Raw genomic sequence first — 23,896 nt, forward strand, 5'->3', positions numbered from 1 at the left:
GTTTTCAGCGATGCCGATTACCTACAGCGCTGACACCGATCCTGTTCGACACAATTGATGCGGTGCTGGCGGGTAGCGAAGTCGAAACTGGAAAATTGAACCTGATTCAGTTCGACGATCTGTCATTCATCAATCTTTCGCGAACTTGCATAAGTGCGTTTCCTAGTAGATTTTTTCCTCTCCACTTCCGAGGATCAAATATGCGCGGGTCGCTTCCCGAAAGGCCTACACCCCAAATCCGGTCGTATGGACTTGCCTCGACCAGCGTCGATTTGCGGGTCGCCAATAATACCCGGCGCAGGCGCAAGTCCTGTGAGAACTTGGCGTAGCAGCCCGTCACAACAATCTCGCTTCTGCACTGAAGCCAGACTTCATCTTTGAAACCGACAACACCTCGGCCCAAGGCTTTTTGTGCCTTGGGGTTGGAAGTGTTCATGATTTTGGCTGCGGTGATAGGGTTACCGAAGAGTACGGCTTTGCGGTACATCATGAACTGCTCAACGCAGTTGAATCGAATGCCTTCTACCTCGAAGGCTGAGATATACCAGTTCGAAAACTCATCCTTTTCGGAAAAGAAAAGCGTCATGTTCTTTTTGGAGAGCATTGTTACTCCTGCACGGTTCACGCTCATTGTCTTGATAAACGGTTCCCGGTAGGTCGACCGAAGATGGGTGGCGCTTCAAGAGATGATTTCCTCGGATGACTACGGGGCATTGAACTCACGATATCCCACAATGCTCGGGAGATAATCGATGCGGCCCAGCTGGCACAGGCGCTGAGAGATCTCGCTGATCCATTCCAGTTCTGAGTAGATGCCGACCCAGCTGCGGGTGGATGGATAGAGGTTGGGGCGGTCGTCGAACGTCTGGATCAGTAGCTTGTTGAAGGCGTCAGTGCCGAAGCCCGGATTGCATGCTTTTTGTATCGCGAGACGCTCAATGATGTGTTGCTGATGGTCCGGACACAGCCCCATATCCTGGGTGTTGACGGAGGTGATGACGATGAATGCCGGCGGAGTATTTTCAGCTATCGCAGCCTGCAGGCGGTCATGACCGTGCGACTAGCACGTAAGACGACAGTCCGGAGATGCGCCAAAGCAAAATCGGCGGCAGGCTGCCGTCACGGGCTTTCTTGCGCCACCACTTCAACCGACCGGATAACGGATCAACCGCGCGAAGCGTTATCAGAGTGTCATTCCAGTCATGCCATTTGACGGGCTGCGGGATACCGCTTTGCAAGATGTCTTCACCATAAAGTGACCACCTGGGGAAGCGAACATCGTCTCGCTTGCCGCCGCTGAAGTGCCACGCGGCAGGACCACGTTCTGCCTCGCCCCTCGACCTGATTGCGGCTGGCAACATCCCCTGTGCCAGCCAATGCCCTGGGCACAGGAAGCTGGAAGCGCTCTCACCCAATCGCGACACAAAGAAGCGGCTCCAAGCCTTGATTCTTTCAACCGGAGCCAGCGAAGCATGCCGCTCTACTTCAGCCGAGCGAATCATAGGGATGACGCTCATATCCATGCTCGCGCTCAGGCAGTTTCGCACCACCCAGGCACCGTCGTACCCGTGCTCCGAAGTTGCCCAGAAGAGTGGCAGATCGTTAAGCATAAGCTTCATTCGGCCGTTGTTGCCGGTCAGCAGGTGCAAGGGCGGTCGTCGAGTAGAGGAGGACGCGACCGTTAAGTCGAGTCCTTCCCAATGACCCAGGCTGTCTTCAATATCGTGCCAGTAGATTGTTGTGGTCATTTATACGACACCCGTTTTAATCAAAGCTTACGTGTTACAGGGTTCTTTTGAACGGGTTCCAGCCGTTGTAGCCTTTGACCTCTTTCAGGTAATAAGCGTAGTTGGTGGTGCTTCCATAACAGAGGGAAACTACGGAGATAAATTGAGTTGTGAGCGATCGCGGTGGCGGGAGGTTAAGCCCTATCAAAACAAGTAACAGCAGGATAAAAGCAATTATTGACATGGCGATCAGTGTCAGATTGATCCTCCACATCCCCAGCACGGTCATATGGATAGCGCCGAAGAAAAGGCTGGTGAAATTAATGCTCATGCCTATTTTTTTAGTGAACGGCAGCGCTTTGGCAGCGGCTTTTTGCTCTTTGCGGTCAAGCTGTTCAAGGCTTGCGAAGAAATCGAATCGTTCCTGCCATTTATCGCTGTAGGTGCGGGTGGATTGCTGCTGCTCTGTTTCTGTGGTGTTCACATTGATCTCGCGTGGCAGGTATTGAATATGAGCAACGTGTTATTCGAAAAAGCATCGTCAGATACTTCAGAAAACACTTCGTTACAAGGCGGGCGAGTATGTAGGAGTGTGGGGCGATAGTTGTTGCGCGGGTGCTGTCCAGCCTCGTAGGGCAAATCCGATTGTTCGGTAAGAGAGCGGCCGGATAACAAAAGCGCCTGGCGCGTTCAGGCAGTTTTTTCTGGCTGACGTCAGGTGTAAACTTCGCGCTCGCGCGCAGGCGCACTCAGGTCCAGCGAACATGACACAGATTTCAGAACGCTTTCTGGTTCAGGCTCATCTCGATGCCAAACAACCCAAACCACTGACTCCCGACGAGGAGGCGCATTACCGCCGCGCCATCGCGGATGAGCTCAAAGCGCAGGATGCTGTGCTTGTGGCTCACTATTATTGTGATCCGGTGATTCAGGCATTGGCTGAAGAGACCGGCGGTTGTGTGTCCGACTCGCTTGAGATGGCGCGCTTCGGCAGGGACCACTCTGCCAGCACCGTATTGGTCGCGGGCGTGCGCTTCATGGGCGAAACCGCGAAAATTCTCACCCCCGAAAAACGCATTCTGATGCCCACGCTCGAAGCCACGTGCTCGCTCGATCTGGGCTGCGGCGTCGATGAGTTTTCAGCATTCTGTGATCAGCACCCCGAGCGTACCGTTGTGGTGTATGCCAACACTTCGGCAGCGGTGAAGGCGCGTGCCGACTGGGTGGTGACGTCCAGCTGTGCACTGGAAATCGTCGAGAGCCTGATGGACAATGGTGAGAAAATCATCTGGGCACCCGACAAGCACCTGGGGCGTTACATCCAGCGCGAAACCGGTGCGGACATGCTGCTATGGGACGGTGCGTGCATCGTTCATGAAGAGTTCAAATCCAGGCAACTCGAAGACATGAAAGCGCTGTACCCGGACGCCGCGATTCTGGTGCACCCGGAGTCGCCTGAGTCGGTGATCGACCTGGCCGACGCGGTGGGGTCCACCAGCCAGTTGATTGCCGCAGCGCAAAGACTGCCCAACACAACGTTCATCGTCGCAACGGATCGCGGCATTTTCTACAAAATGCAGCAGTTGTGTCCGGACAAGGTGTTCATCGAGGCGCCTACGGCGGGCAACGGTGCGGCCTGCCGCAGTTGCGCGCATTGCCCATGGATGGCGATGAATACGCTGGAGCGTACGCTGGAGTGTCTGCGCAAAGGCACCAACGAGATATTCGTTGATCCAGCAATCATACCCCGCGCAGTCAGGCCGCTGCAGCGCATGCTGGATTTCACCCAGGCTGCGCGGTTGAGGCTCGCAGGGAATGCTTGAGGGGCAGCTGTAAGCTTTTTAGCTACAAGCTACAAGCTACAAGCTACAAGCTACAAGCTACAAGCGTGAGGCTGAACGCTAACTTGGCTTGAGGCTTGAGGCTTAAAGCTGCTGCTAATTCATCATCTCTTTCACCGCCCGCTCCTGAGCGATGATTTCCTGCTGTCGTGCATCGATACGTGAAGCCAGCTGGAAGTTATTGTTTGCGCGGCGTTTGGCAAACTCCAGTTGCTGAATGGCCTGCTTGAAGTCCCCCACCAGAGCGAAGTATTCGGCGCGGGCCTGATGCAGACCGATGGTGTCGCCGGCCAAACCGCGTGTTTCGGCAACCATGTACCAGACGTCCGGGTCTTCTGGACGGCTTTTCAGAATTTTCTCCAGCACTTTTCCAGCTTCCGGTGCTCGGTTCTGTTTCAGCAGCACGTCCACGCGTTCCTGATTGAGCGGGTAGTTGTCTGGAAACATCGACAACATGCGCTCAACGCGCTGTTGCGCATCGGGCAAACGGTTATTGGTGATGTCCAGCTCGATCTGCGCCAGATTGTAGGTAATGTCTGTCGGGGCTTTGTCCAGCAACGGCTTGAGGCCTTCACGTGCTTCGTTCAGTTGGCCGGCCTTGATTTGCGCCAATGCCAGTCCGTAGCGAGCTGCATCGGATTTCGGGTTTTCTGTCAGTTGGGCGCGGAAACGTTTGGCGGCCATGCCGGGCGTCTCTTCATAGAACAGCGCCACGCGAGCTCGCATGAGTTGATATTGCAGGCTGTCTTCCTTGCCTCCCGGTTTGGCCTGCTCGGCGCGGTTGCGGGTGTCGGCAATTCGCGATTCAGTAACGGGGTGACTCATCAGGAATTCGGGCGGTTTGGCGTCATAGCGATACTGACGCGCGAGGCGCTCGAACATCGTGGGCATGTTGCGCGGGTCGTAGCCGGCTTTTTCAAGATTGAGAATGCCGATGCGATCTGCTTCCGATTCATTCTGGCGAGAGAAACGCGCCTGCTCTTGAATCGCCGCTGCCTGAGTACCCGCGATGGTGGCGATCCCCGCGTCCCCGGCCCCAGCAACCGCCATGACGATGCCAGCGAGCATAGCGGCCATCACCGGCACCTGCATGCGCTGCTGCGCCTGGACGCCACGGGCGAAGTGTCGTTGTGACAAGTGAGCCAGCTCGTGCGCCAGGACCGCTGCGTATTCACCTTCGGTTTCGGCGTGCAGGAACAAGCCACCGTTGACACCAATGATCCCGCCGGGCGCTGCAAAAGCGTTGATCTCAGGCGTGTTGATCAGAATGAATTCAAGACGATGGTCCTGAACCTGGCTGGTTTCGGCGAGGCGGTAGACCGTGGTTTCGACGTAATCCTTCAGCTGCGGGTCGTTCAGTTGGGCAACCTGGGAGCGCAACAAGCTCAACCAGGCCCGTCCCAGATCGTGTTCTTGTTGCGGCGAGACGATGGCAGAGCTGGCGTCTCCGAGTGACGGCAAGTCATCGGCCGAACTCGGCATGGCGAGCAAGCATGCAATCGTCAGCAGGGTGGGGCGCAAAAAATTCATGCACGAAACTCTGAGGCAGAAAGACCTTACTGTAGCTGGCTCAATGGCTTGCTGACCAGAGTGGGGTATTCTGGCGCTCCTGTGGGAATGTTCCGGCCTGTTTTGTGGGCCTTTTTTATGCAATTGAATGTGTCTGCCCGGAGAGAAACGATGTCTGACGCTGTAGTGCGCCCCGAGACCTGCGATGCCGAACTCGATGCCAGTGGTCTTAACTGCCCGCTGCCGCTGCTCAAGGCCAAAATGGAACTCAATCGACTGAGCGTCGGGGGGGTTCTTAAAGTGACCGCTACCGATGCTGGCTCCCAACGCGACTTCAGAACCTTCGCCAAACTGTCTGGCCATGCGTTGCTGCATGAGGAGGCGGTTGAAGGCGTTTATCGCTATTGGCTGCGCAAAGCCTGATTTTGCTACCTCCCGCCCAAAGGATTTTTGATGTTCAAGGTGCTTCGTGACTGGATGCAACGCTACTTCTCCGATGAGGAAGCAGTGGTGTTGGCCGTATTGCTGGTCTTGGCGTTCACGATCGTTTTGACATTGGGGGGCATGCTGGCTCCCGTTCTGGCGGGGCTGGTCCTGGCCTTCCTGATGCAGGGGCTGGTGATTCATCTGGAACGGCTGCGCATGCCGGAAGGAGCCGCGGTCGGGGTGGTCTTTGCGTTGTTCATGGGCGCACTGGGGGTGTTTTTGCTGGTTCTGGTGCCGTTGCTCTGGCATCAGATGATCACCCTGTTCAACGAGCTGCCCGGCATGCTCGCAAAGTGGCAATCGCTGTTGCTGTTGCTGCCCGAGCGCTACCCGCATCTGGTGTCCGACGAGCAGGTGCTTCAGGCCATTGAGGTTGCGCGTGGTGAGATAGGCAAGTTCGGCCAGTGGGCGCTGACTTTTTCGCTGTCGAGCCTGCCGTTGCTGGTCAACATGATGATCTACCTGGTGCTGGTGCCGATTCTGGTGTTCTTCTTCTTGAAGGACCGCCGCATGATTGGCCGCTGGGTGCGCGGCTACCTGCCGCGCGAGCGCACGCTGATCACCCGCGTCGCTGAAGAAATGAACCGTCAGATCGCCAATTACATCCGTGGCAAGGTCATCGAGATCCTCATATGCGGCGCCGTGACCTACGTCGCGTTCTGGGCAATGGGCCTCAACTACTCAGCGTTGCTGGCGATGCTGGTGGGGATTTCGGTGGTGGTGCCGTATGTCGGTGCGGTCGTGGTGACCGTGCCGGTGGCATTCATCGCGCTGTTCCAGTGGGGCTGGAGCGATCAGTTCATCTATCTGATGGCGGTCTACGGAATCATCCAGACACTGGACGGCAACGTTCTGGTGCCGTTGCTGTTCTCCGAAGCGGTGAGCCTGCACCCGGTGGCGATCATCTGCGCGGTGTTGCTGTTCGGCGGGTTATGGGGTTTCTGGGGGATCTTCTTCGCGATCCCGCTGGCGACCTTGTTCAAGGCCGTGCTGGATGCCTGGCCACGCAATGAGCCGATGGTGGCGCCGTTGTTGTAGGCGTAAGCATTTTGTTGGAGCGAGGTTTGCCCGCGAATGCGCTACGTCAAATTTCGATGTAGCGACTGACACCGCAATCGCGGGCAAGCGCGATCCTGCAGATTCAGGCTTTGGAAAGTGCCTGAGCCTCTTCAAGTACCGCATCAACATGGCCTGGCACTTTCACGCCTCGCCATTCCTTGCGCAGCACACCTTCCTTGTCGATCAGGAACGTGCTGCGGTCAACGCCCAGGTATTCCTTGCCGTAGAGCTTCTTGAGTTTGATCACATCAAACAGCTGGCACAGCGATTCGTCTTTGTCCGAGATCAGCTCAAATGGAAACGCCTGCTTGGCCTTGAAGTTCTCGTGAGATTTAAGACTGTCTCGCGAAACTCCAAAAACCACTGTATTGGCGGCTTTGAACGCGTCGTGCTGATCACGAAAGCCCTGGCCTTCGGTCGTGCAGCCAGGCGTGCTGTCTTTGGGGTAAAAGTAGATCACTACTTGCTGGCCTTTCAGCGCAGACAGGCTGACCGCCTGTTCGCTGGTGGCCTGCACTTGAAAATCAGCGACGGGTTTATCCAGTTCAACGGCCATGAGTCTTCCTTACATGGGTGCTTGTGGGCGCCATGGTTCTATCAGCGCATCGAGGTTCAGTGCGTCGGCGAAGTCCAGAAACTGATCGCGCAGCCAACTGATCTGCGTGCCGGCGGGCAGTGTCACGGTGAACGTCGCGTTGAGCATCGTGCCGCCGGTTTGTGGCGCCTGATAGGTGTCACAGATCAGATTCTCCAGTTCGACGTTGTGGTCGATGAAGAACTGGCACAGCTCATTGATGATGTCCGGGCGATACGCCGAACTCACGTAAGCCACATAAGGCAGCGCTTCCGGACGGCTTTCCAGCGACGCGCTGCGCACGACGCTAACGGTGAAGGCGTGTTTCTTCGACAGATTCGGCAGGCCGGTTTCCAGACGCGCCAGGGCGTCCCAACTGCCGGTTATCTGAAGGATCAGCGCGCTGGTTTCGCCATGACGGGTCAACCGGGAACTGACCACCGAACAGCGGTTTTCGTGACTGGCGCGGCACAGGACGTTGGTCAGCTCCATTGGGTTGGCGCCAAGGGCACTGATGACAAGGAATTGTTCGCGAACTGTGGGGATTGACGACATGCAGCATTCCTAAGCGATGAGCGGTCGGTACATTATTGGCTTGTGCAGCGGATCCGACGAGCGACGTCGTTGCAAAAAGCCCTGCGTTGCTAGCGATTCGGGCTCGTGTGAGCCGGCCACGGCTAGCCGTGACCACGCCTGGGCGGGGTTTGCGACGACGAAAACAGGTGATCGAACGAGCTGAACAGGTGACCAGTACCGATCAAAGATCGAAGGGTAGCGAAAACCGTCGCTCAGGGGAATGCCAGTAGCGCGGTACTTCGCTTGTGCAAGGATGATGGCGCCAGTACCATTACCGCTCTCTTTTTCCGGCAGGAGCGGTTTGCATGATTGCGGGCAGTATGGTGGCACTGGTCACACCTATGGATGCACAAGGTCGTCTGGACTGGGACAGCCTGAGCAAACTGGTGGACTTTCACCTGCAAGAGGGCACCAACGCCATTGTTGCCGTCGGCACCACGGGTGAATCCGCTACTCTGGACGTCAACGAGCACATCGAAGTCATCCGGCGCGTCGTTCAGCAGGTAAACGGCCGTATCCCGGTGATTGCCGGAACGGGCGCCAACTCCACCCGCGAGGCGGTCGAGCTGACCACCAACGCCAAGAATGCCGGGGCTGATGCCTGCCTGTTGGTCACGCCGTACTACAACAAGCCAACTCAGGAAGGCCTGTACGAGCATTTCAAGTTCATCGCCGAAGCCGTCGACATTCCGCAGATTCTTTATAACGTGCCGGGCCGGACCGCATGCGACATGAAGGCCGAGACCGTTATCCGTCTTTCGAGCATCAAAAATATCGTCGCCATCAAGGAAGCCACCGGCGACCTGCAGCGCGCCAGGGACATCCTGGCGGGCGTCAGCAGTGATTTCCTGGTGTACTCCGGCGATGACGCTACGGCCGTCGAGCTGATGTTGCTGGGTGGCAAAGGCAATATTTCGGTCACCGCCAACGTTGCCCCACGCGCCATGAGTGACCTGTGCAAGGCGGCGATGGCTGGAGACGCAGCCACCGCTCGCGCTATCCACGAAAAACTGATGCCCCTGAACAAGACATTGTTCATCGAATCGAACCCTATCCCCGTGAAATGGGCCCTGCATGAAATGGGTTTGATGCCGGACGGTATCCGTCTGCCGCTCACCCGGCTCAGCGAAGCCTGTCAAGAACCGCTGCGTCAGGCCCTGCGCCAGTCCGGCGTACTGGTTTAATGAGGAAGCAATACGCAATGAAGCGACTGGCCGGACTTTCCGCACTAGCCCTGATTATCTCCAGCACCAGCGGTTGCAGCTGGTTGTTTGGACAAGACGGTTATTTCCGTGATCGCAGCAGCGATTATCTGGAAGCAACCCAGAAACCACCGATGCAGTTGCCTGCCGGCGTTCAGGAATCCAAGCGTCTGGATCCGCTGTTGCCGATTCCGCGCAACGTCGCTGACGATGCGCAAAAGGGGGGCGAATTCAAGGTGCCGCGTCCGCAGCCGTTGGCCGCCGCTCAGGATTCCACCGATTTCAGCCTGCAGAAAAGCGGCAGCAATCGCTGGATTCTGGCCCAGCGTTCCCCGGCTGAAGTCTGGCCTGTGGCGCATCAGTACTTTGAAGACAACGGTTTCCGCATTGCCGAAGATCGTCCTGCGACCGGTGAATTCAACACCACCTGGCAGCGTATGGACGAACTCTCGGCCGCTGTTTCCAAGCGTATGAGCACGGGCGGTTCGGCTGCTGACACGGAAACCCGCGTACGGGTTCGTATCGAGCCAGGCGTTCAGCGCAACACCAGCGAAATCTACGTGGTGAGCGTTCAGCGTCCCGCCGGCAGCACCGCTGAGGCCGATTTCCCATCCAACAGCACCAATGTCGGCCTCGACTCGGTGCTCACCGATGACATGCTCGCAAGCCTGAGCCGTAATGCCGAGAAAGGTGGTTCCGTGTCTCTGGTCGCTGCGCGCGACTACGACACGCCAAGCCGCGTTTCGCTGAGCGAAGACGGCAGCGGCAACCCGGTTCTGAACCTGGGCGCCGACCTTGATCGCGCCTGGTCGAGTGTCGGGCGTGCGCTGGGGCAGGGCGACTGGCGCGTTGAGGACATCAACCGTAGCCTGGGCCTTTATTACATCAACCTGGCTGAAAAAGCCGACCGTCCCGAGAACAAGCCCGGTTTCTTCGGACGCATGTTCGGCAGTGACGAGTCCAAAGAGCAGATCGAAGCCCGCGCAGACCGTTATCAGGTCCGTCTGAGCAAGGTGGGTGACAACGTTCAAGTCACCGTCGAGAAGAACATCAACACCGTCGCTCCGGCTGAAATTGCCCGTCGCGTACTGGGTGTGATTCAAGACAACCTCGGCTAAGTGCGCTTCGCGGTTCTGGGCAGTGGCAGCCGGGGTAACGCCACGCTGATTGCCAGCAACGACACGTACGTGCTGGTCGATTGCGGTTTCTCTCTACGGGAAACCGAGCGCAGGCTCGACCGACTCGGCGTCAGTGGCAAGCAATTGAGCGCGATTCTGGTGACCCACGAACATGCCGATCATGTGCATGGGGTGGGTTTGTTGTCCCGGCGCTACGACGTGCCGGTCTACCTCAGTGACGGTACGTTTCGCGGTCTGCGCAAGCCTGTCGATGTCGCTGGCGTGCTGGCGGGCGGGCAGGGGCTCCAAGTCGGTGGTCTTGAGATCGACGTGGTGTCGGTGGCGCACGATGCACTGGAGCCGACGCAGTTTGTGTTCAATGACGGACGACGTCGATTCGGCTTGCTGACAGACCTCGGTTCGTACTGCCCCGCTGTGCTGCAAAGCTACACAGGGCTCGATGCACTCATGGTCGAGTCCAACCATTGCCGCGACATGCTCGCGCGTGGCCATTACCCGTACTTCCTGAAGCAACGGGTGGGCGGCGAGAGAGGGCATCTGAATAACCACCAGGCCGCAAACCTGGTGAGCGAGCTGGGATGGCAAGGTTTGCAGCACCTTGTGCTGGCCCATCTGAGCAGCAAGAACAACCTGCCGCATCTGGCCAGGCAATGTTTCGTCGACACCCTCGGGTGCGATCCGGACTGGCTACAATTGGCCGATCAAGATTCAGGGCTCGACTGGCGCGAAATCGCCTAGCGTCCCACAAGGGGCGCCTAGCCCAACTATTTAGCAAGCGGAGCCCATCATGGAAAAACGTGAAGAACTCTACCGCGGCAAAGCCAAGTCGGTGTACACCACTGACGGCGCTGACCGTTTGATCCTGTTGTTTCGCAACGACACCTCGGCGTTCGACGGCAAGCGCATCGAACAGCTCGACCGCAAAGGCATGGTGAACAACAAGTTCAACGCGTTCATCATGCAAAAGCTCGAAGAAGCGGGCGTTCCAACCCAATTCGACGCGCTGCTGGGCGATAACGAATGCCTGGTGAAGAAGCTCGACATGATCCCCGTCGAGTGCGTTGTGCGTAACTACGCAGCCGGTAGCCTGGTCAAGCGTCTGGGCATCGAAGAAGGTCAGAAACTTGATCCTTACACCTTCGAACTGTTCCTGAAGGACGATGCCAAGGGCGACCCGTTCATCAACGAATCCCATGTTGTGGCATTCGGCTGGGGCACCGCTGAACAACTCGTGCGCATGAAAGAGCTGTCGCTGAAGGTCAACGAAGTCCTGACCAAGCTGTTCGACGACGCAGGTCTGCTGCTGGTCGACTTCAAGCTTGAATTTGGCGTGTTCCACGGCGAAATCGTCCTCGGCGATGAGTTCAGCCCGGACGGTTGCCGCCTGTGGGACAAAGAGACCCGCAAGAAGATGGACAAGGACCGCTTCCGCCAGGGCCTCGGTGACGTCATCGAAGCCTACGAAGAAGTCGCGCAGCGTCTGGGCGTACCGCTCTAAACCGGAAAGTCACGCAAGCATCTGATAGCACGCGAAAAATCCTTAAAAAGGTGTTCGCGTTCTGCGATTGAGCTGTTATGATTCGCGCCGTTGGAGAGATGCCGGAGTGGCCGAACGGGACGGATTCGAAATCCGTTGTACTGGCGACAGTACCTAGGGTTCGAATCCCTATCTCTCCGCCATATTAAAAATCCTTATATATCAATAAGTTATGAGGGTTTGGTAAGGCGATCTTGTACCAGCGCTTTGTACCAAGAAAATTGCCCTGATCTTTTGGATCGGGGTTTTTTTTTGCTTAATTTTGATCTGACGAATCTAGTATGAAGTCTTGGCCAAATCCCTCGAGGTATCCGTTTCGTTTGTTTAATAAGCGTCAGGCACCCCATGCCCACTCCAACGGAGTAAACTCTTAGACTGCACGTGCTCAACGCCCTAACTTTGCAGGAGAATCCGTGAAACTCAATCAGCTATCTTTGCGGGATTACCGCTGTTTTGATGCGCTCGAAATTGATTTTCATCCGGAACTTACCGTTTTGGTTGCGAGCAATGGTGCAGGTAAAACATCGATTCTCGACGCTATCGCAATAGCATTTGGGCCTTATGTTGGGGCCTTCGATGAGGCTGTTGGCAAGCATTTTGAGCCTAGTGACATTCGTCAGGTCCGAGCGCGAACCACGGTTACCCATGAGATGGAGTATTCCGCCAAGGGAGTAAGACTCGAAGCGAGAGGTATGATCCCTGGTAGCGTCGCAGAGCGACTAGATGATTTGCCATCAATATGGCGACGGAGCCTCACTGGCCCGACTAAAACCAAGACGTCGGTCAAGGACGCAAAGGAGTTGAGAGATTACGGCAAGCGTATGCAGGAAGCTGTTCGTACGCCAGGCAGCGATGTGGTCTTACCTCTGCTCGCTTATTATGGCACTGGTCGATTGTGGCAACAGAAAAATCAGAAAAGGCAGTCATGGTCCGAGAAAATTGTTCGGACGTCTCGCACTGTCGGGTATACCGACTGCTTGGACCCTGCATCCAAGTACAAAGCGTTCGTGGAGTGGTTTCGGTACTGGAACTTTAATGCCAAAGAGCTGCGTATCAAGGCCTTGGAGCTGAGAGAAACGGCTGTCGTAAGCGAATTTGACGGGTATATCGAATCAGTCAGTGCTGCCGTCAATGCATGCCTCGAACCCGCCGGTTGGAAGAATATCGAGTACTCGTTCTCGCGGGATGCTTTGGTTGCCCATCACGATGATTTCGGTGAGCTTCCTGTTGAGTTATTGAGTGATGGTATTCGCAATATGATTGGCATGGTTGCGGATATCGGATTTCGAGCAACTAAGCTCAATGGCCAACTAGGGGCCCACGCCGCGAAGTCTACGCCAGGAATCGTGCTCATTGATGAGGTGGATATGCATCTTCACCCTCGATGGCAGCAGACGATTCTTTCGCAGCTTAGAGATGCATTTCCCAGACTTCAATTCATCGTGACCACTCACAGCCCACAGGTATTGACGACTGTACCTTCGGAGTCGATTCGTATTCTCCGGGGTAATAAGGTTTATTCGGCGCCGCCCGGTACGGAGGGTTCGGAACCGGAGCGAATGCTGAAGCAGGTGTTGGGGCTGGAAGAGGTGCGTCCGCCTGGTAATCCAGCCACACAAGAATTAAAAGAGTACCTAGCGTTAGTTGATCGAGACCAATGGAGCAGTGAGCGTGCAAAAACGCTTCGCGAGCGATTGGATCGGCGCTATCAAGGGCAGGAACCTGCTTTGTTGGATGCTGACTTGCAAATCGACAATCGTAAATGGGAGTTGGGCGATTGAAGCGGGTGGCAAGGACTGCCGAGCCTGATGAATTGAAAGCCTATCGAGAAGCCAATCCGACGTTTGGCTGGGACGAGATGCGCCAGGATGCAGAAGGGCGTGCGGTCTATGACGTTATTCGCCCACGCCTGATTGAAGGTCAAGGCGGCATCTGCGCATTCTGTGAAATTGAGATCATAAGTCTCGATCCGACGCACTGCCGCGTCGAGCACTTTCATCCCAAGTCAGACAGGGCAACACCTTACAACTGGGCACTGGACTGGCAGAACATGATTGCTGTCTGCATGGGCGGTTCACAACGACATCACGTCTTGCCTTATACGAAAGAGCCTTTACCTGAAAACCTTAGTTGCGATGCGCACAAGGATAAAATGATTCAGATCCATCGGCTGGAGGAATGCTGCGAGGGGTGGATTATCAATCCGGTGGCTTTGCCCGCTTTCCCCAGGCTATTTTTCCTAGAAAAAAGCACTGGGGAATTGTTGCCAGATGGGCAATGTTGCTCGGAAGTCAGCGTGGAGGGAAACAAACATCCTACTACTCAGGCGCTGGTAGAGCACACGATCAACATGCTGAATCTAAACTGCGACCGTTTGTGTGAGGCTCGGAAGAGCGTACTTTGGAATATCGAGCGTAACAAAAAGCGACTGCGTGATGCTGCGAAAACACCACAGCAAGGTATGGATGAGTTGGCGGGCCGTTTTTTACAGCAGCGGTGGCCAGGCTTTTTTACTACTATCCGTTTCTGTCTAGGGGCCGCAGCGGAGCGATATCTACAAAACAACGAGTATCGTGGGTGATGGCGATAACCGTCCCGCTAACGCTTCGCTGAGTATCAGTGTCAACCAGCCGGAATGGCTTTTTGATACCGCATGTTTTCCAAGCTGATACTATATATCTGATCGAGTGATTAGTGCTGTATTTTTATACAGTTATAGCATAGCGGGCTCCATGCCTTATCCCACCGGCTCACAGGTTCCTAGGGGACCTTGAGGCTCAGCCCAATCTATGGCTGCGCCCTTTATGTCAGACGGATCGGTGGTCAAGGAAGAAGCCATAATGTGGAAAATGTATGGATACGACGCAACCTGTCCCGTCAGCTGCAACTAGTGATTCTCAGCTGCCTTTCGATGCCACACTTCTCTTCAAAGCACTCCAATATCAGCTATTAGTTGCGGTTGACTACTGCTACGCCTTGCAACCTGGGCAGTGTCTTTGGCTTGAGGTCTTTGGTGATGTGACCGTCCCAGGTGTCAATCAGACAGAGGTCAAGCTGTACACGGGCAAGTTGACCGATAGCCACACCAACCTCTGGAACACCCTTAAGAACTGGCTGCATGAGAACTTTGACCGCACTTCCTACCAGAGCTTGGTATTGCTCACTACCCAGGAATTTGGTGATCAGACTCTGCTGAAGGGATGGAATGAGATATCTCCAACTGCGAGGCTTGAGGTCTTGGAGACAATTTTCGCAGCCTCGCAGCCGGGGAAGAAAGTGGCGACGCCGACTGCAAAAAATCATGATCCTGATGCTGTGAAACTCTCCAAGGTTCAATCTCTGCAGCAGTATGTGATGGCCGCCGAGCGTCGCGCTGATCTGATGGATATCCTTGAGCGGATGCGGATAACAACGGGCGCAGATTCACTCGCACACCGTCTCGAAAAATTCGTGACAACCAACCTCAAGATCATTCGCCTTTCTAAGCACCAAAGGTTTATCGATGACCTCCTTGGCTTCATGAGCAGCACCGAGCTCGTGCAGAAGGGGTGGAAAATCACCCATGAAGCTTTTACCAACAAGTTGACCGAGCTCACCAAGCTCCACATGAAGCACCCGACCACCTTTCCACCGGTGGATGTGGCTGCGCTCAAGAAATCGATCGATATTGAGCAGATCAAGCCTAAGTTGTTTGCTAGAAAAATAGTTGGGATTGGTGGGGAACATTTCCTTAAGAGGGCAGCTTTGCATCGTCTTGTTGCTGAGACGACGATTTCTGACCTCTATGCGGACGGCGAGCTATTCAAGAGCGATGTTGATCGATACATCAATAATCATCTGGAGCGTCATTTATATGGCCGGGAAAGTGCGATGCTTGAGTGCTTCGGGATCTCTTGCGCGACGCAACTCAAGACCCAGTCCATGAAATTTTATCTGGATCAGCATGCCACTGATGTTGAACAGTTCTGTGGCTTGGAAAGCACGATGACCGAGTTTCGCAATGGTATTTACCATATGCTAGCCGACGATGTGCCTGGCGATGAGGACGAGGAGTTTCACTGGAGGCTATGGAATGAGTAATTTGGCCTCGGATCACCTCTACACATTGCATAGGACGCCGTACGCTTTGGCGCCAGTAATTCAGAGCTTTTACGATGAGTGGGAGTCGAGAGAAAAAGACATACTACTGAGCTACTTGGTCCTCCCATTAGTGACTTACAAACCGATGCAGTCATTTCTGCACCTTGCCAAACGTAGTAGCTCCGTCAGGACGATGACTTCCGACACTGGCAGGCTGCTCGGGTTAGCACTACGCGTTAAAGAGCTCAAACCCATCACCAATGCTGCGTTGCTGATATTGACAGCCGAAAAGAGTCTGGAAGTCACACCAGAGATGTCGGTGCTTTCCATCAACAAGCTTCGGTCGGGGAACGCTGATAAAAATTTGCTTAGATACAGCAAGAAATTGGCAATGGTGTTTTCTGACGAAAGCGTCGTCTCTATTTACAGGATGTTGGGGCTCAAGTCGTTATGAAGTGCTATGTAAGATACATCGGGGTGGTTGACCAAGATGACGTGGTTCATTCTGTGCCTTTTGAGCCGGGACTGAATATCATTACCGGAAAGTCATCCAAGGGTAAGAGCGCCATTCTTGATATTTTCGATTTCTGCATGGGCAGCTCCGAAGATACGATACCAGAAGGCGTCATCACCGAGCGGGCCAAGCTGTTTTTTACAGCCCTGCGGTTCCAGACCGTTGTGGTGGTCATTGGACGGCTACTAGGGACGAAGCGTTGCTTCATTCGCGAGGTTTATGGGCCAGCCATTGACGATGTACATACGCTTATAGAGGACGCAAGCGCGTTTTTCGCCCCGTCGTTTTTCCAGCACCGGGATGAGTTTCTCAAGAGCCTGGGTCGGTATTTTCAGGTGACGCTCGAAAACATCGACGTTGACCCATTGCTCAAAGACATCACGGGCAAAAAAAGCGCCACACCTTCGGTTCGTAGCTTTTCGTCCTTCATGCTGCAGCATCAAAACCTGGTCGCAAACAAGCATGCGATCTTCTATCGATTCGAGGAAAAGCGAAAGCGCGACCAAGCGATCGAGCATTTCAAGATATTCATGGGGATCGTCGGTGAGGACTATTTTGACCTTGCCAAGGAGCATACGGAGGCCTACTACGAGTTGAAAAGGGCGCTCGCCCAGGTACCCAAGCAGGAAAAGATCGAGGCAGATTTCCTCGCAGAATTCGCCCGTTACCTCGCAGAATACGAGGCACTGGCTGGCCAGAAACTAACGGATCTGACTCCTGATGATATCTGGCGTAAACCCAAAGCGGCGCTTACTCATCTGACTGGTATAGCTGTTAGGGTTGATGGCCTGTCAAATGCGTTTGAAACCAAACGGGCAGAGCTGCAGGTCAAGAAAGCCGATCTGATGGCCTGCATCCAGAAAGCCTTGAACAAACGTTATCTATTGAAGGTGTCCACGGAGCAGGCATCGGGATTTGGGGAGTCCTTGACCTCACTTGCTATCCCTAAGTCTGCCAGTCTAGAGGAGACGGTATGCCCAGTCTGTGCCTCACAATCCGATGTTGCCGAAGATGAGGCAAATAAGCTTTCTGCTGCCATCCACTGGCTTAATGAGGAACTGAAGCTTTCCACATACGCGCGCGAAGGGTTTGGTGAAGAGCGCCGGGTGGTGGACGGTGAAATCAAGGAGCTGCGTCAGCAGTTGGATGTCGTTCAGAAGGCCCTGAAACCGCTGGATGAGGAGGCCGAACGGCTGGATAAATCCAAATCCGTTGACGCCTCGGCTCAAAAGGCCAAGCTCAAGTTGGAGCTGGCGATTGAACGTTGTATCGAGCGGCCGCCTTCCCAGATGGCAGGTATGGTTGAACACTGGCAGAAGCGGGTTGAGGAACTCGAAGGGCTGATGGCCAAGTTTGATGTCGAATCAAAATTGTGGGCCCTCACAAATGATATCAACAAGAAAATGAAGTTGTTTGGGAGCAGATTTGATTTTGAAGAAACGTATAGGACAGGATCTTTAAAATTTGATGTTGATACATTTGATCTTTGGCATGAGAAGCCTAGTGACGGTGGGTTCCCCAAGAAAATATTCCTGCGCTCAATGGGGAGCGGCGCAAACTGGTTGTATTCCCATTTGACACTGTTCATGGCATTGCATTATCAATTCGCAGCTCATGACGCAAAGTGCAAGATTCCGCCCATTCTGTTTCTGGATCAGCCCACGCAGGTGTATTTCCCGTCAACCGATGATGCCGAAGATTTCAAGGCTGCTGACCTTCGTGGGGACAGAAAGACCGGAAAGACGCTCGACGACGATGTGAGCGCGGTCTCGGAAATGTTCACCGAGCTTGCTCGGTTCTGTGATGAGACGCTTAAGGAAACCGGTGTGATGCCACAGGTCATTGTCTGCGACCACGCCGACAGGCTGACTCTTGATAATGGGTATGTGTTTGAGAGATTTGTTCGCGCACGCTGGAGGACTAGAGGCCTGATCGCCGATTGACCTACCCAGCGGAAATAGTACTTTTTGTACCAGTATTTTGTACCAAAACTCAGCGGTAGTCCCCGTAGTGCTCGTGTTTCGGGTGCTGCAGAGCATTTCGCAGAGCGTCCCTATCTCTCCGCCATTATTGAATAAGACTAAGCCCCCGTAATCGTTGAAGATTACTGGGGCTTTTTCGTTTCCGACGTTTTTTTTAGGGCATTTTTAGGGCGGAAAATGAATCCCTGAGGCCGCATCAGGCTGCTGTGCGCCATTGTACCAAGCTGTGCAGATAGCAAATCAGTGCTTCAATGCATCGGTAGGCGAAAGGAGATTATCGATGCTCATTGCAATACTGCATACATTGGGTGCTGTCGTAGCTACAATGGCGTTTGGCGTGATCGTGCTATTTATTTCCTCTTGGGAGAACGAGAGGAGTAAAAAAGTCGTACAGCATAAACTTGCGATAACACTCGGGGTAGCTGTAGACGACTTAGCCGATAAAAGGCTGTTTTCCAGAATTATCGCTTCGACTTCTGAGCGTTTTAGTAACGATCGTATTAGCAATCGACTATCTGACCTCTGCGGTACCGTACAGACTGCTTGGGGTTGGTTTGGATGGTTACTTCAGATAGCTACTTTCATTGCCGTAGTTTGGTTTACTTTCGCAGAGTCATTAAGCAATGCCATATATGCTTGGTGGATCATCGCAATAGGGGTGTTCTTTTTTGTTACCAGTGTCCTTTTCGCTCTGGCGTGTCGGTTATTGACCGGTCGGTACCCTGGCCAAACTAAGAAAGTTAGAAAAACTATGGCCGAGGTTCTCAGCGCACAGCGGAAGCAAATGACATCACCATAAGTTTCCCGTTTCAGGGGACACCACCGCTTTTCGGTACCGGTTCGCGTGAATCGGTTGCTGAGAACATGTTCGCAGTCTCAATCAGCTTTTCAAGCTCCGCTCCGGAATAGTGGCTGGTGATACTGCCGTTCTTGTGTCCGAGCAGCGCCTTTCCTTCCTCCTCACGATGACCGATTTCGCGATCGTGTTAAGCACAACCGGTCTCTCGTCGCCGTTTTTAGGCCCGATCGCTCGTTGCGCCCCCCCGAAGTCTGACGGGATCAGGAACACACTGCTCTCCACCTCGGGCAGGTGTTGGTCCATGGACACGCAGGTAAGCCAAGCCACCTACCAAACTTAGGTTGAGGCTAGCGTCCATGGAGGTATGCATTTATCATCGCAATTTTCTACATTACGTCCGTAAAGGAAACCTCTAAAAACCAAGGCGAGGTAGTCAAAGACTACTGAACTAACTGCCTTGGTCTGATGAATCATCACTTGCTGCTGTGGCTTGAGTCGCCACACGGCCATCAACATCGCGTCGATAGCCAGGTTTCTTCACATCCTTGGCTTCATTGACCAACCAATTACTCGGAGTGAGAAGAGATCCTGAACTACCGCCACGTAGAGGGATTTTTCATAAGTGCGGATGTAAATGATATCTGTCACCCAGGCCTTGTTCGGCTCACTGGCCTTGTTGGGTAAGGAACTACTCACATCTATGATTTTCTCACTGCTTGCCGGTACGTCGGGCAAGATGATACATTGATGAATGAGATAGCTGCTTTTTGCTAAAAGCAATTTATCAACGTTAAGGCGCTCTGACTTAATTTTATTAATGGCAAAAGGAATTCTGTAATGGCATTTGACGCATATGTAAAAATCGAAGGTATCCCAGGTGAATCACTAGACGACAAGTACAAAGACTGCATAGAGATAACTGGATATGGCTTTGGGATGCACCAAAGCACTTCAGCTACTGCCAGTTCTGCTGGAGGCGCACCCTCGGGGCGGACTTCACTAAGCGATTTTACATTTACAAAGTCTTTAGATAAGGCTAGCTGCAAGATAATTGAAGCCATATGCGCAGGAAAACACTTGAGTCAAGTCGTTCTGACTTTGCATCGGGCAGGAGGTGATAAGCTCAAATATTTTGAAATCACATTGGAGGAGGTAATTATTTCTAATTACTCGCAAAATGCTAATGATGGTGTTCCGAGTGAAACTATTAGTCTGAACTACGGAAGGATAAAAACTACTTATACACAGCAAAGCCGTGCCGATGGTGGTGGAGCAGGCAATGTCTCAGGTGGATGGGATCGAATCAGCAACAAGATCTATTCTTGATATTAATGTTTTTAATGTATATTCCATCGGTAGCTTATATTATTAAGGATGAATAATGGCTAGGCCTTTCTTTGCAGCTGCTTGGGCTGCGTCTCAACAAATCTATGATCCTATCAACTCGGGACAAAGGGTTGCGACATTGGTAGGGGGATATGTTGAAAAAAATATTAATAATTCAGAACCTTCCCAGAAATGGACTAACACCTGCGCTGTGCGTATGAGCTACATTTTAAATCATGCAGGGTTTGTTATTCCGAAAATCCCAGGGCAGACCGTATCTGGTGGAGATCAGCGGCAATATTTTTTTCGGGTAAAGAACTTGATCACCTTCTTGGAGGCTAAGTGGGGTAAGCCGGATGTAGTTAAATATCCTCCCTCTGGCGGCGGCGCACTGGCTGGAAAAAAGGGCGTTATACTTTTTGAGGTTTCCGGCTGGGATGATGCGCAAGGTCATGCGACTTTGTTTGATGGTAATACTTGCTATGATCACTGTTATTTTAATGAGCCAGGTGTTAATTATCATACAGATCAGGCAAATTTTTGGAGCTTAAGTTGATGAGACGTTTCCTGGGTTTCTTAGCTTTTATGCTTACAGCGTCTCTAGCCTTCGCAACTGATCGTCCCTCCTCTCCACAAAGCATCGAGCAAAGCTACGGGCAAAACTACAAGGATATGGTGCTCGCGACGTGTGTGGCGAACGCCTATAAGGGTGACAAGGACGCAGCGACAGATGCCGGTAGTAGTGTTAGCGCGTTGCGCGACTGGACGTATTATGACTTGGAAAAAAGTCCGGACGAAGTCAAAGCCTTGGTAAACAGCTATCTGAACAGGAATTATAAAAACCCATTAGTTGAGGCTGAGATTAAAGGTGTCAGGTTCGACTTTTTGAAATGCTTGGATCTGTATCACAGTAAAGAACTAGACTCCCTCGCAAAAAAAGTAGTGATAAATCCCGGTCACACGTACAAGCAAGATAACCCATAATTCGTGGATTAATCATGCTCTCGAAGGTTGGCGCTATGACACTCTGGCGTCATAGGCCAAGCCTTAATGCCAGTCAGCTAAGATTTCAATGGGTAAATTTACGTACTAGTGTATTGTTTTCGAAGTATTTACTTGTTGTATTCGGTATCAAGTACTTCACGTGCCCGTCGGATTTTATTCAAAGTCCCCTCTCCCTTGGCGTTCCAAACTTATTGAGTCCGCTTGACATTGCATAACACCATTGGCGCTGTAATGGAGCGTTCCAGTTACCTAACTGATGCAAAACTGCCTTCGCGCAGGTAGACTGTGATGTTTCGACATAGCGTTCAATTGTGTTCATTAATGAGCTGGAGGTCGGCGTGAAATAAATATGAAAGCGAGGATGTTTAGCCAGCCAGGCTTTCACTTCTAAGTTCAACAGCTTCCCTCGCGTGCCTCTGTTCAAGGGGTTTTAGGGAAGGTCTGAAGTAGGCAAGCGTTTTTAACCCCCCCTTTGCTTCAGGGTTTAAAAAAACGTTGATTCAATCGAAAATCAGGTCTGTGCTTCGCCCAACTCTGTCTGCTTAACAGTAAAGAGGATGCTGCTGCGGTCGTGTACTAGCCATCCTGCAGGTTGTGCTGAGGTTTGCCAGCGAATCGCACAGGAGTGTAACGACTGCCAGGGCAGGCCTGTTAATGGACATTCAGAAGGAAGGTTTTATTCTTGGCCGATGATGTGCTGATCAACAAAGCCGCTTCCATTGAGCGGGGTGTCGCCCGAGCAAAGGAGGAGTACCAGAAGGACGCTTCCACATTTGCAACTGACTTGACTCGTCAGGATGCGGCGATCCTGAACATCCGGCGAGCGTGTGAGGCTGCGTTGGATATGGGCCAACACCTTATTCGTCGTGAAAAGCTGCGTGTTCCTCAAAGCGCACGTGATGTTTTCGAGCTGTTAAGCCGTGGCGGATGGTTGGAAACGTCTCCGCTCGCGACGATGAAGAACAGGGTCGGATTTCGCAATATTCCAGTTCATGAGTATCAAACGCTTCAGTTACCCATCACCGTCGCAATCATCACCGAGCATCTTGGCGATTTTGTTGAGTTTAGTTCGGCGATCATTCGCAAAGATGCAGCTTTGAGCGGTAGCTGATCCAAGTCCCTTATTTTATTGCCCTGTAGCAGCGCGGCTGCCCGCGATTGCGGTGGTTCTGTGGCTGAACCATAGGCACGACAGATGCGATCGCGGGCAAGCGCGCTCACAGGGGATATTCGGGAAAGGAGAGTAAAACAAGGTGCGCCAGCATGGGCGCACCTTTTTCAGCGTTTTACTTCCAGGCGCGATCGCCGTGCTCATCCTTGATGCGCGTCGGCAGACCCATCAGGTCCAGCGCTCTGAGGAATGGCTCGGCGGGGAGTTCCTCGACGTTGACCATGCGCGCGACGTCCCAGTCACCACGGGCAACCAGCAACGCGGCGGCGACTGGCGGCACGCCTGCGGTGTAGGAGATACCCTGGCTGTCGGTCTCGGCGAACGCCTGCTCGTGGTCGGCGACGTTATAGATGAACATCTCGCGCGGCTGGCCGTCCTTGGTGCCTTTGACCAGATCGCCGATGCAGGTCTTGCCGGTGTAGCCCGGCGCCAGCGAGGCAGGGTCGGGCAGCACGGCCTTGACCACCTTCAATGGCACGACTTCCAGGCCTTCGGCGGTTTTCACCGGTTTTTCGGACAGTAGGCCGAGGCTGTTGAGCACCGTGAACACATTGATGTAGTGCTCACCAAAGCTCATCCAGAAGCGCACATTGGGTACGTCGAGGTTTTTCGACAACGAGTGCACTTCATCATGGCCTGTCAGGTACAGGCTCTGGCTGCCGACGACTGGCAAGTCATCGGTGCGCTTGACTTCGAACATGGCGTTGCTGGTCCACTCGCTGTTCTGCCAGCTCCAGACCTGCCCGGTGAATTCACGGAAATTGATTTCCGGATCGAAGTTGGTCGCGAAGTATTTGCCGTGTGAACCGGCATTGACGTCGAGGATGTCGATCGATTCGATGCGGTCGAAATACTCCTGTTGCGCGAGTGCGGCGTACGCGTTGACCACTCCTGGGTCAAAGCCGATGCCGAGGATCGCCGTGACGTTCTTTTGCTTACACTCCTCAAGGTGTTTCCACTCGTAATTGCCATACCAGGGCGGCGTCTCGCAGACCTTGCCTGGCTCTTCGTGGATAGCGGTATCCAGATAAGCTACGCCGGTGTCGATGCAGGCGCGCAGGACTGACATGTTGAGGAACGAGGAGCCGACGTTGATCACGATCTGCGATTCGGTCTCGATGATCAGGGCCTTGGTCGCTTCGATATCCAAAGCGTTCAACGAGAAGGCTTTGATCTCAGCAGGCTGTTTGAGGCTGCCCTTGGCCTTGACGCTGTCGATGATGGCCTGGCACTTGGAGATGTTGCGCGACGCGATAGCAATACGACCGAGTTCGTCGTTGTGCTGCGCGCACTTGTGGGCCACCACCTTGGCGACACCTCCTGCACCAATGATAAGAACGTTCTTCTTCAATTTATTTCTCTCTCCTTT

At 53.6% G+C, this 23,896-nt stretch carries 25 protein-coding genes, 1 tRNA gene and 3 pseudogenes; 18 read left to right on the forward strand and 11 right to left on the reverse strand.

From position 1 onward, the window contains the following. Positions 1 to 106: 106 nt before the first annotated feature. The 4 genes from OYW20_RS07110 to OYW20_RS07125 form a co-directional block, all read right to left on the reverse strand. Positions 107 to 604: an NADAR family protein gene (locus tag OYW20_RS07110; protein ID WP_268800000.1), complete on the reverse strand. Its 498-nt coding sequence runs from the start codon at positions 602 to 604 to the stop codon at positions 107 to 109. 99 nt (positions 605 to 703) lie between these two features. Continuing rightward, positions 704 to 973, reverse strand: coding sequence for a hypothetical protein (locus tag OYW20_RS07115; protein ID WP_268800001.1), 270 nt, complete (start codon positions 971 to 973; stop codon positions 704 to 706). Between the two features lie 73 nt (positions 974 to 1,046). Then, entirely contained in the window at positions 1,047 to 1,748 is a 702-nt protein-coding gene (locus OYW20_RS07120) for a hypothetical protein (protein ID WP_268800002.1), read from the reverse strand. 34 nt (positions 1,749 to 1,782) lie between these two features. Further along, positions 1,783 to 2,211 carry a DUF2628 domain-containing protein gene (locus tag OYW20_RS07125; protein ID WP_268800003.1) on the reverse strand — a complete coding sequence of 143 codons (429 nt, stop codon included), beginning with the start codon at positions 2,209 to 2,211 and terminating at the stop codon, positions 1,783 to 1,785. A 280-nt stretch (positions 2,212 to 2,491) separates the two neighbouring features. Between OYW20_RS07125 and nadA the strand changes: the two genes are divergently transcribed. Beyond that, positions 2,492 to 3,550: a quinolinate synthase NadA gene (gene nadA / locus OYW20_RS07130; RefSeq protein WP_268800004.1), complete on the forward strand. Its 1,059-nt coding sequence runs from the start codon at positions 2,492 to 2,494 to the stop codon at positions 3,548 to 3,550. A gap of 114 nt (positions 3,551 to 3,664) precedes the next feature. On the opposite strand, the gene OYW20_RS07135 is transcribed toward nadA, so the two are convergent. After that, positions 3,665 to 5,098, reverse strand: coding sequence for a M48 family metalloprotease (locus OYW20_RS07135; RefSeq protein ID WP_268800005.1), 1,434 nt, complete (start codon positions 5,096 to 5,098; stop codon positions 3,665 to 3,667). A 150-nt stretch (positions 5,099 to 5,248) separates the two neighbouring features. Between OYW20_RS07135 and OYW20_RS07140 the strand changes: the two genes are divergently transcribed. Both OYW20_RS07140 and OYW20_RS07145 read left to right on the forward strand, forming a co-directional pair. Further along, on the forward strand, positions 5,249 to 5,500 hold the full coding sequence (locus OYW20_RS07140; RefSeq protein WP_268800006.1) for a sulfurtransferase TusA family protein: 252 nt from the start codon (positions 5,249 to 5,251) through the stop codon (positions 5,498 to 5,500). Positions 5,501 to 5,530: 30 nt separating this feature from the next. Continuing rightward, positions 5,531 to 6,601, forward strand: coding sequence for an AI-2E family transporter (locus OYW20_RS07145; RefSeq protein ID WP_268800007.1), 1,071 nt, complete (start codon positions 5,531 to 5,533; stop codon positions 6,599 to 6,601). Between the two features lie 103 nt (positions 6,602 to 6,704). On the opposite strand, the gene OYW20_RS07150 is transcribed toward OYW20_RS07145, so the two are convergent. Together OYW20_RS07150 and OYW20_RS07155 are read right to left on the reverse strand one after the other, a co-directional pair. Further along, complete coding sequence (locus OYW20_RS07150) at positions 6,705 to 7,178, reverse strand: peroxiredoxin (protein ID WP_268800008.1); 474 nt, start codon at positions 7,176 to 7,178, stop codon at positions 6,705 to 6,707. 9 nt (positions 7,179 to 7,187) lie between these two features. Continuing rightward, on the reverse strand, positions 7,188 to 7,751 hold the full coding sequence (locus OYW20_RS07155) for a glycine cleavage system protein R (protein WP_268800009.1): 564 nt from the start codon (positions 7,749 to 7,751) through the stop codon (positions 7,188 to 7,190). Positions 7,752 to 8,077: 326 nt separating this feature from the next. On the opposite strand from OYW20_RS07155, the gene dapA reads away from it, so the two are divergent. The 11 genes from dapA (at position 8,078) to OYW20_RS07210 (ending at position 19,025) form a co-directional block, all read left to right on the forward strand. Further along, positions 8,078 to 8,956, forward strand: a complete 879-nt coding sequence (gene dapA, locus OYW20_RS07160; RefSeq protein WP_268800010.1) for a 4-hydroxy-tetrahydrodipicolinate synthase — start codon at positions 8,078 to 8,080, stop codon at positions 8,954 to 8,956. Positions 8,957 to 8,973: 17 nt separating this feature from the next. Then, on the forward strand, positions 8,974 to 10,092 hold the full coding sequence (gene bamC / locus OYW20_RS07165) for an outer membrane protein assembly factor BamC (RefSeq protein ID WP_268800011.1): 1,119 nt from the start codon (positions 8,974 to 8,976) through the stop codon (positions 10,090 to 10,092). Then, positions 10,093 to 10,851, forward strand: a complete 759-nt coding sequence (locus tag OYW20_RS07170; RefSeq protein WP_268800012.1) for an MBL fold metallo-hydrolase — start codon at positions 10,093 to 10,095, stop codon at positions 10,849 to 10,851. Between the two features lie 49 nt (positions 10,852 to 10,900). After that, a complete protein-coding gene (gene purC, locus OYW20_RS07175; protein ID WP_268800013.1) occupies positions 10,901 to 11,611 on the forward strand; it encodes a phosphoribosylaminoimidazolesuccinocarboxamide synthase in 711 nt (236 codons plus the stop codon). Positions 11,612 to 11,703: 92 nt separating this feature from the next. Beyond that, positions 11,704 to 11,793 (forward strand) — tRNA-Ser (locus tag OYW20_RS07180). Between the two features lie 270 nt (positions 11,794 to 12,063). Beyond that, positions 12,064 to 13,431, forward strand: coding sequence for an AAA family ATPase (locus tag OYW20_RS07185; protein WP_268800014.1), 1,368 nt, complete (start codon positions 12,064 to 12,066; stop codon positions 13,429 to 13,431). Positions 13,432 to 13,436: 5 nt separating this feature from the next. Then, complete coding sequence (locus OYW20_RS07190; protein ID WP_268801072.1) at positions 13,437 to 14,231, forward strand: retron system putative HNH endonuclease; 795 nt, start codon at positions 13,437 to 13,439, stop codon at positions 14,229 to 14,231. Between the two features lie 272 nt (positions 14,232 to 14,503). Then, positions 14,504 to 15,730: a hypothetical protein gene (locus tag OYW20_RS07195; protein ID WP_268800015.1), complete on the forward strand. Its 1,227-nt coding sequence runs from the start codon at positions 14,504 to 14,506 to the stop codon at positions 15,728 to 15,730. Continuing rightward, entirely contained in the window at positions 15,723 to 16,184 is a 462-nt protein-coding gene (locus OYW20_RS07200) for a three component ABC system middle component (RefSeq protein ID WP_268800016.1), read from the forward strand. Before OYW20_RS07195 ends, OYW20_RS07200 begins: the two co-directional genes overlap by 8 nt. After that, on the forward strand, positions 16,181 to 18,187 hold the full coding sequence (locus OYW20_RS07205; protein ID WP_268800017.1) for a DUF3732 domain-containing protein: 2,007 nt from the start codon (positions 16,181 to 16,183) through the stop codon (positions 18,185 to 18,187). Before OYW20_RS07200 ends, OYW20_RS07205 begins: the two co-directional genes overlap by 4 nt. A 319-nt stretch (positions 18,188 to 18,506) precedes the next feature. Beyond that, on the forward strand, positions 18,507 to 19,025 hold the full coding sequence (locus OYW20_RS07210; RefSeq protein ID WP_268800018.1) for a hypothetical protein: 519 nt from the start codon (positions 18,507 to 18,509) through the stop codon (positions 19,023 to 19,025). 10 nt (positions 19,026 to 19,035) lie between these two features. Here OYW20_RS07210 and OYW20_RS07215 read toward each other — a convergent pair. Continuing rightward, positions 19,036 to 19,316 (reverse strand): annotated as a pseudogene (locus OYW20_RS07215) (hypothetical protein); the annotation flags it as partial. A gap of 173 nt (positions 19,317 to 19,489) precedes the next feature. Beyond that, positions 19,490 to 19,700: pseudogene (locus tag OYW20_RS07220) on the reverse strand (DDE-type integrase/transposase/recombinase); the annotation flags it as partial. Positions 19,701 to 19,862: 162 nt separating this feature from the next. Here OYW20_RS07220 and OYW20_RS07225 point away from each other — a divergent pair. Genes OYW20_RS07225 through OYW20_RS07235 form a run of 3 tightly spaced genes read left to right on the forward strand, consistent with a single transcriptional unit; the run spans position 19,863 to position 21,335 of the window. After that, positions 19,863 to 20,351 carry an Hcp family type VI secretion system effector gene (locus OYW20_RS07225; RefSeq protein WP_268800019.1) on the forward strand — a complete coding sequence of 163 codons (489 nt, stop codon included), beginning with the start codon at positions 19,863 to 19,865 and terminating at the stop codon, positions 20,349 to 20,351. Between the two features lie 55 nt (positions 20,352 to 20,406). Next, positions 20,407 to 20,907, forward strand: coding sequence for a type VI secretion system amidase effector protein Tae4 (locus tag OYW20_RS07230; RefSeq protein WP_268800020.1), 501 nt, complete (start codon positions 20,407 to 20,409; stop codon positions 20,905 to 20,907). Further along, positions 20,907 to 21,335, forward strand: coding sequence for a type VI secretion system amidase immunity protein Tai4 (locus OYW20_RS07235; protein WP_268800021.1), 429 nt, complete (start codon positions 20,907 to 20,909; stop codon positions 21,333 to 21,335). The genes OYW20_RS07230 and OYW20_RS07235 overlap by 1 nt, the downstream gene beginning before the upstream one ends. Positions 21,336 to 21,463: 128 nt before the next feature. Here the strand turns inward: OYW20_RS07235 and OYW20_RS07240 are convergent. Continuing rightward, positions 21,464 to 21,744 (reverse strand): annotated as a pseudogene (locus OYW20_RS07240) (IS630 family transposase); the annotation flags it as partial. Positions 21,745 to 22,038: 294 nt separating this feature from the next. On the opposite strand from OYW20_RS07240, the gene hepT reads away from it, so the two are divergent. Then, entirely contained in the window at positions 22,039 to 22,467 is a 429-nt protein-coding gene (gene hepT / locus OYW20_RS07245; RefSeq protein ID WP_268800022.1) for a type VII toxin-antitoxin system HepT family RNase toxin, read from the forward strand. A gap of 175 nt (positions 22,468 to 22,642) precedes the next feature. On the opposite strand, the gene OYW20_RS07250 is transcribed toward hepT, so the two are convergent. Beyond that, complete coding sequence (locus OYW20_RS07250; RefSeq protein WP_268800023.1) at positions 22,643 to 23,878, reverse strand: saccharopine dehydrogenase family protein; 1,236 nt, start codon at positions 23,876 to 23,878, stop codon at positions 22,643 to 22,645. Positions 23,879 to 23,896: the final 18 nt, after the last annotated feature.

The organism is Pseudomonas sp. BSw22131 (assembly GCF_026810445.1).
Lineage (GTDB): Bacteria > Pseudomonadota > Gammaproteobacteria > Pseudomonadales > Pseudomonadaceae > Aquipseudomonas > Aquipseudomonas huanghezhanensis.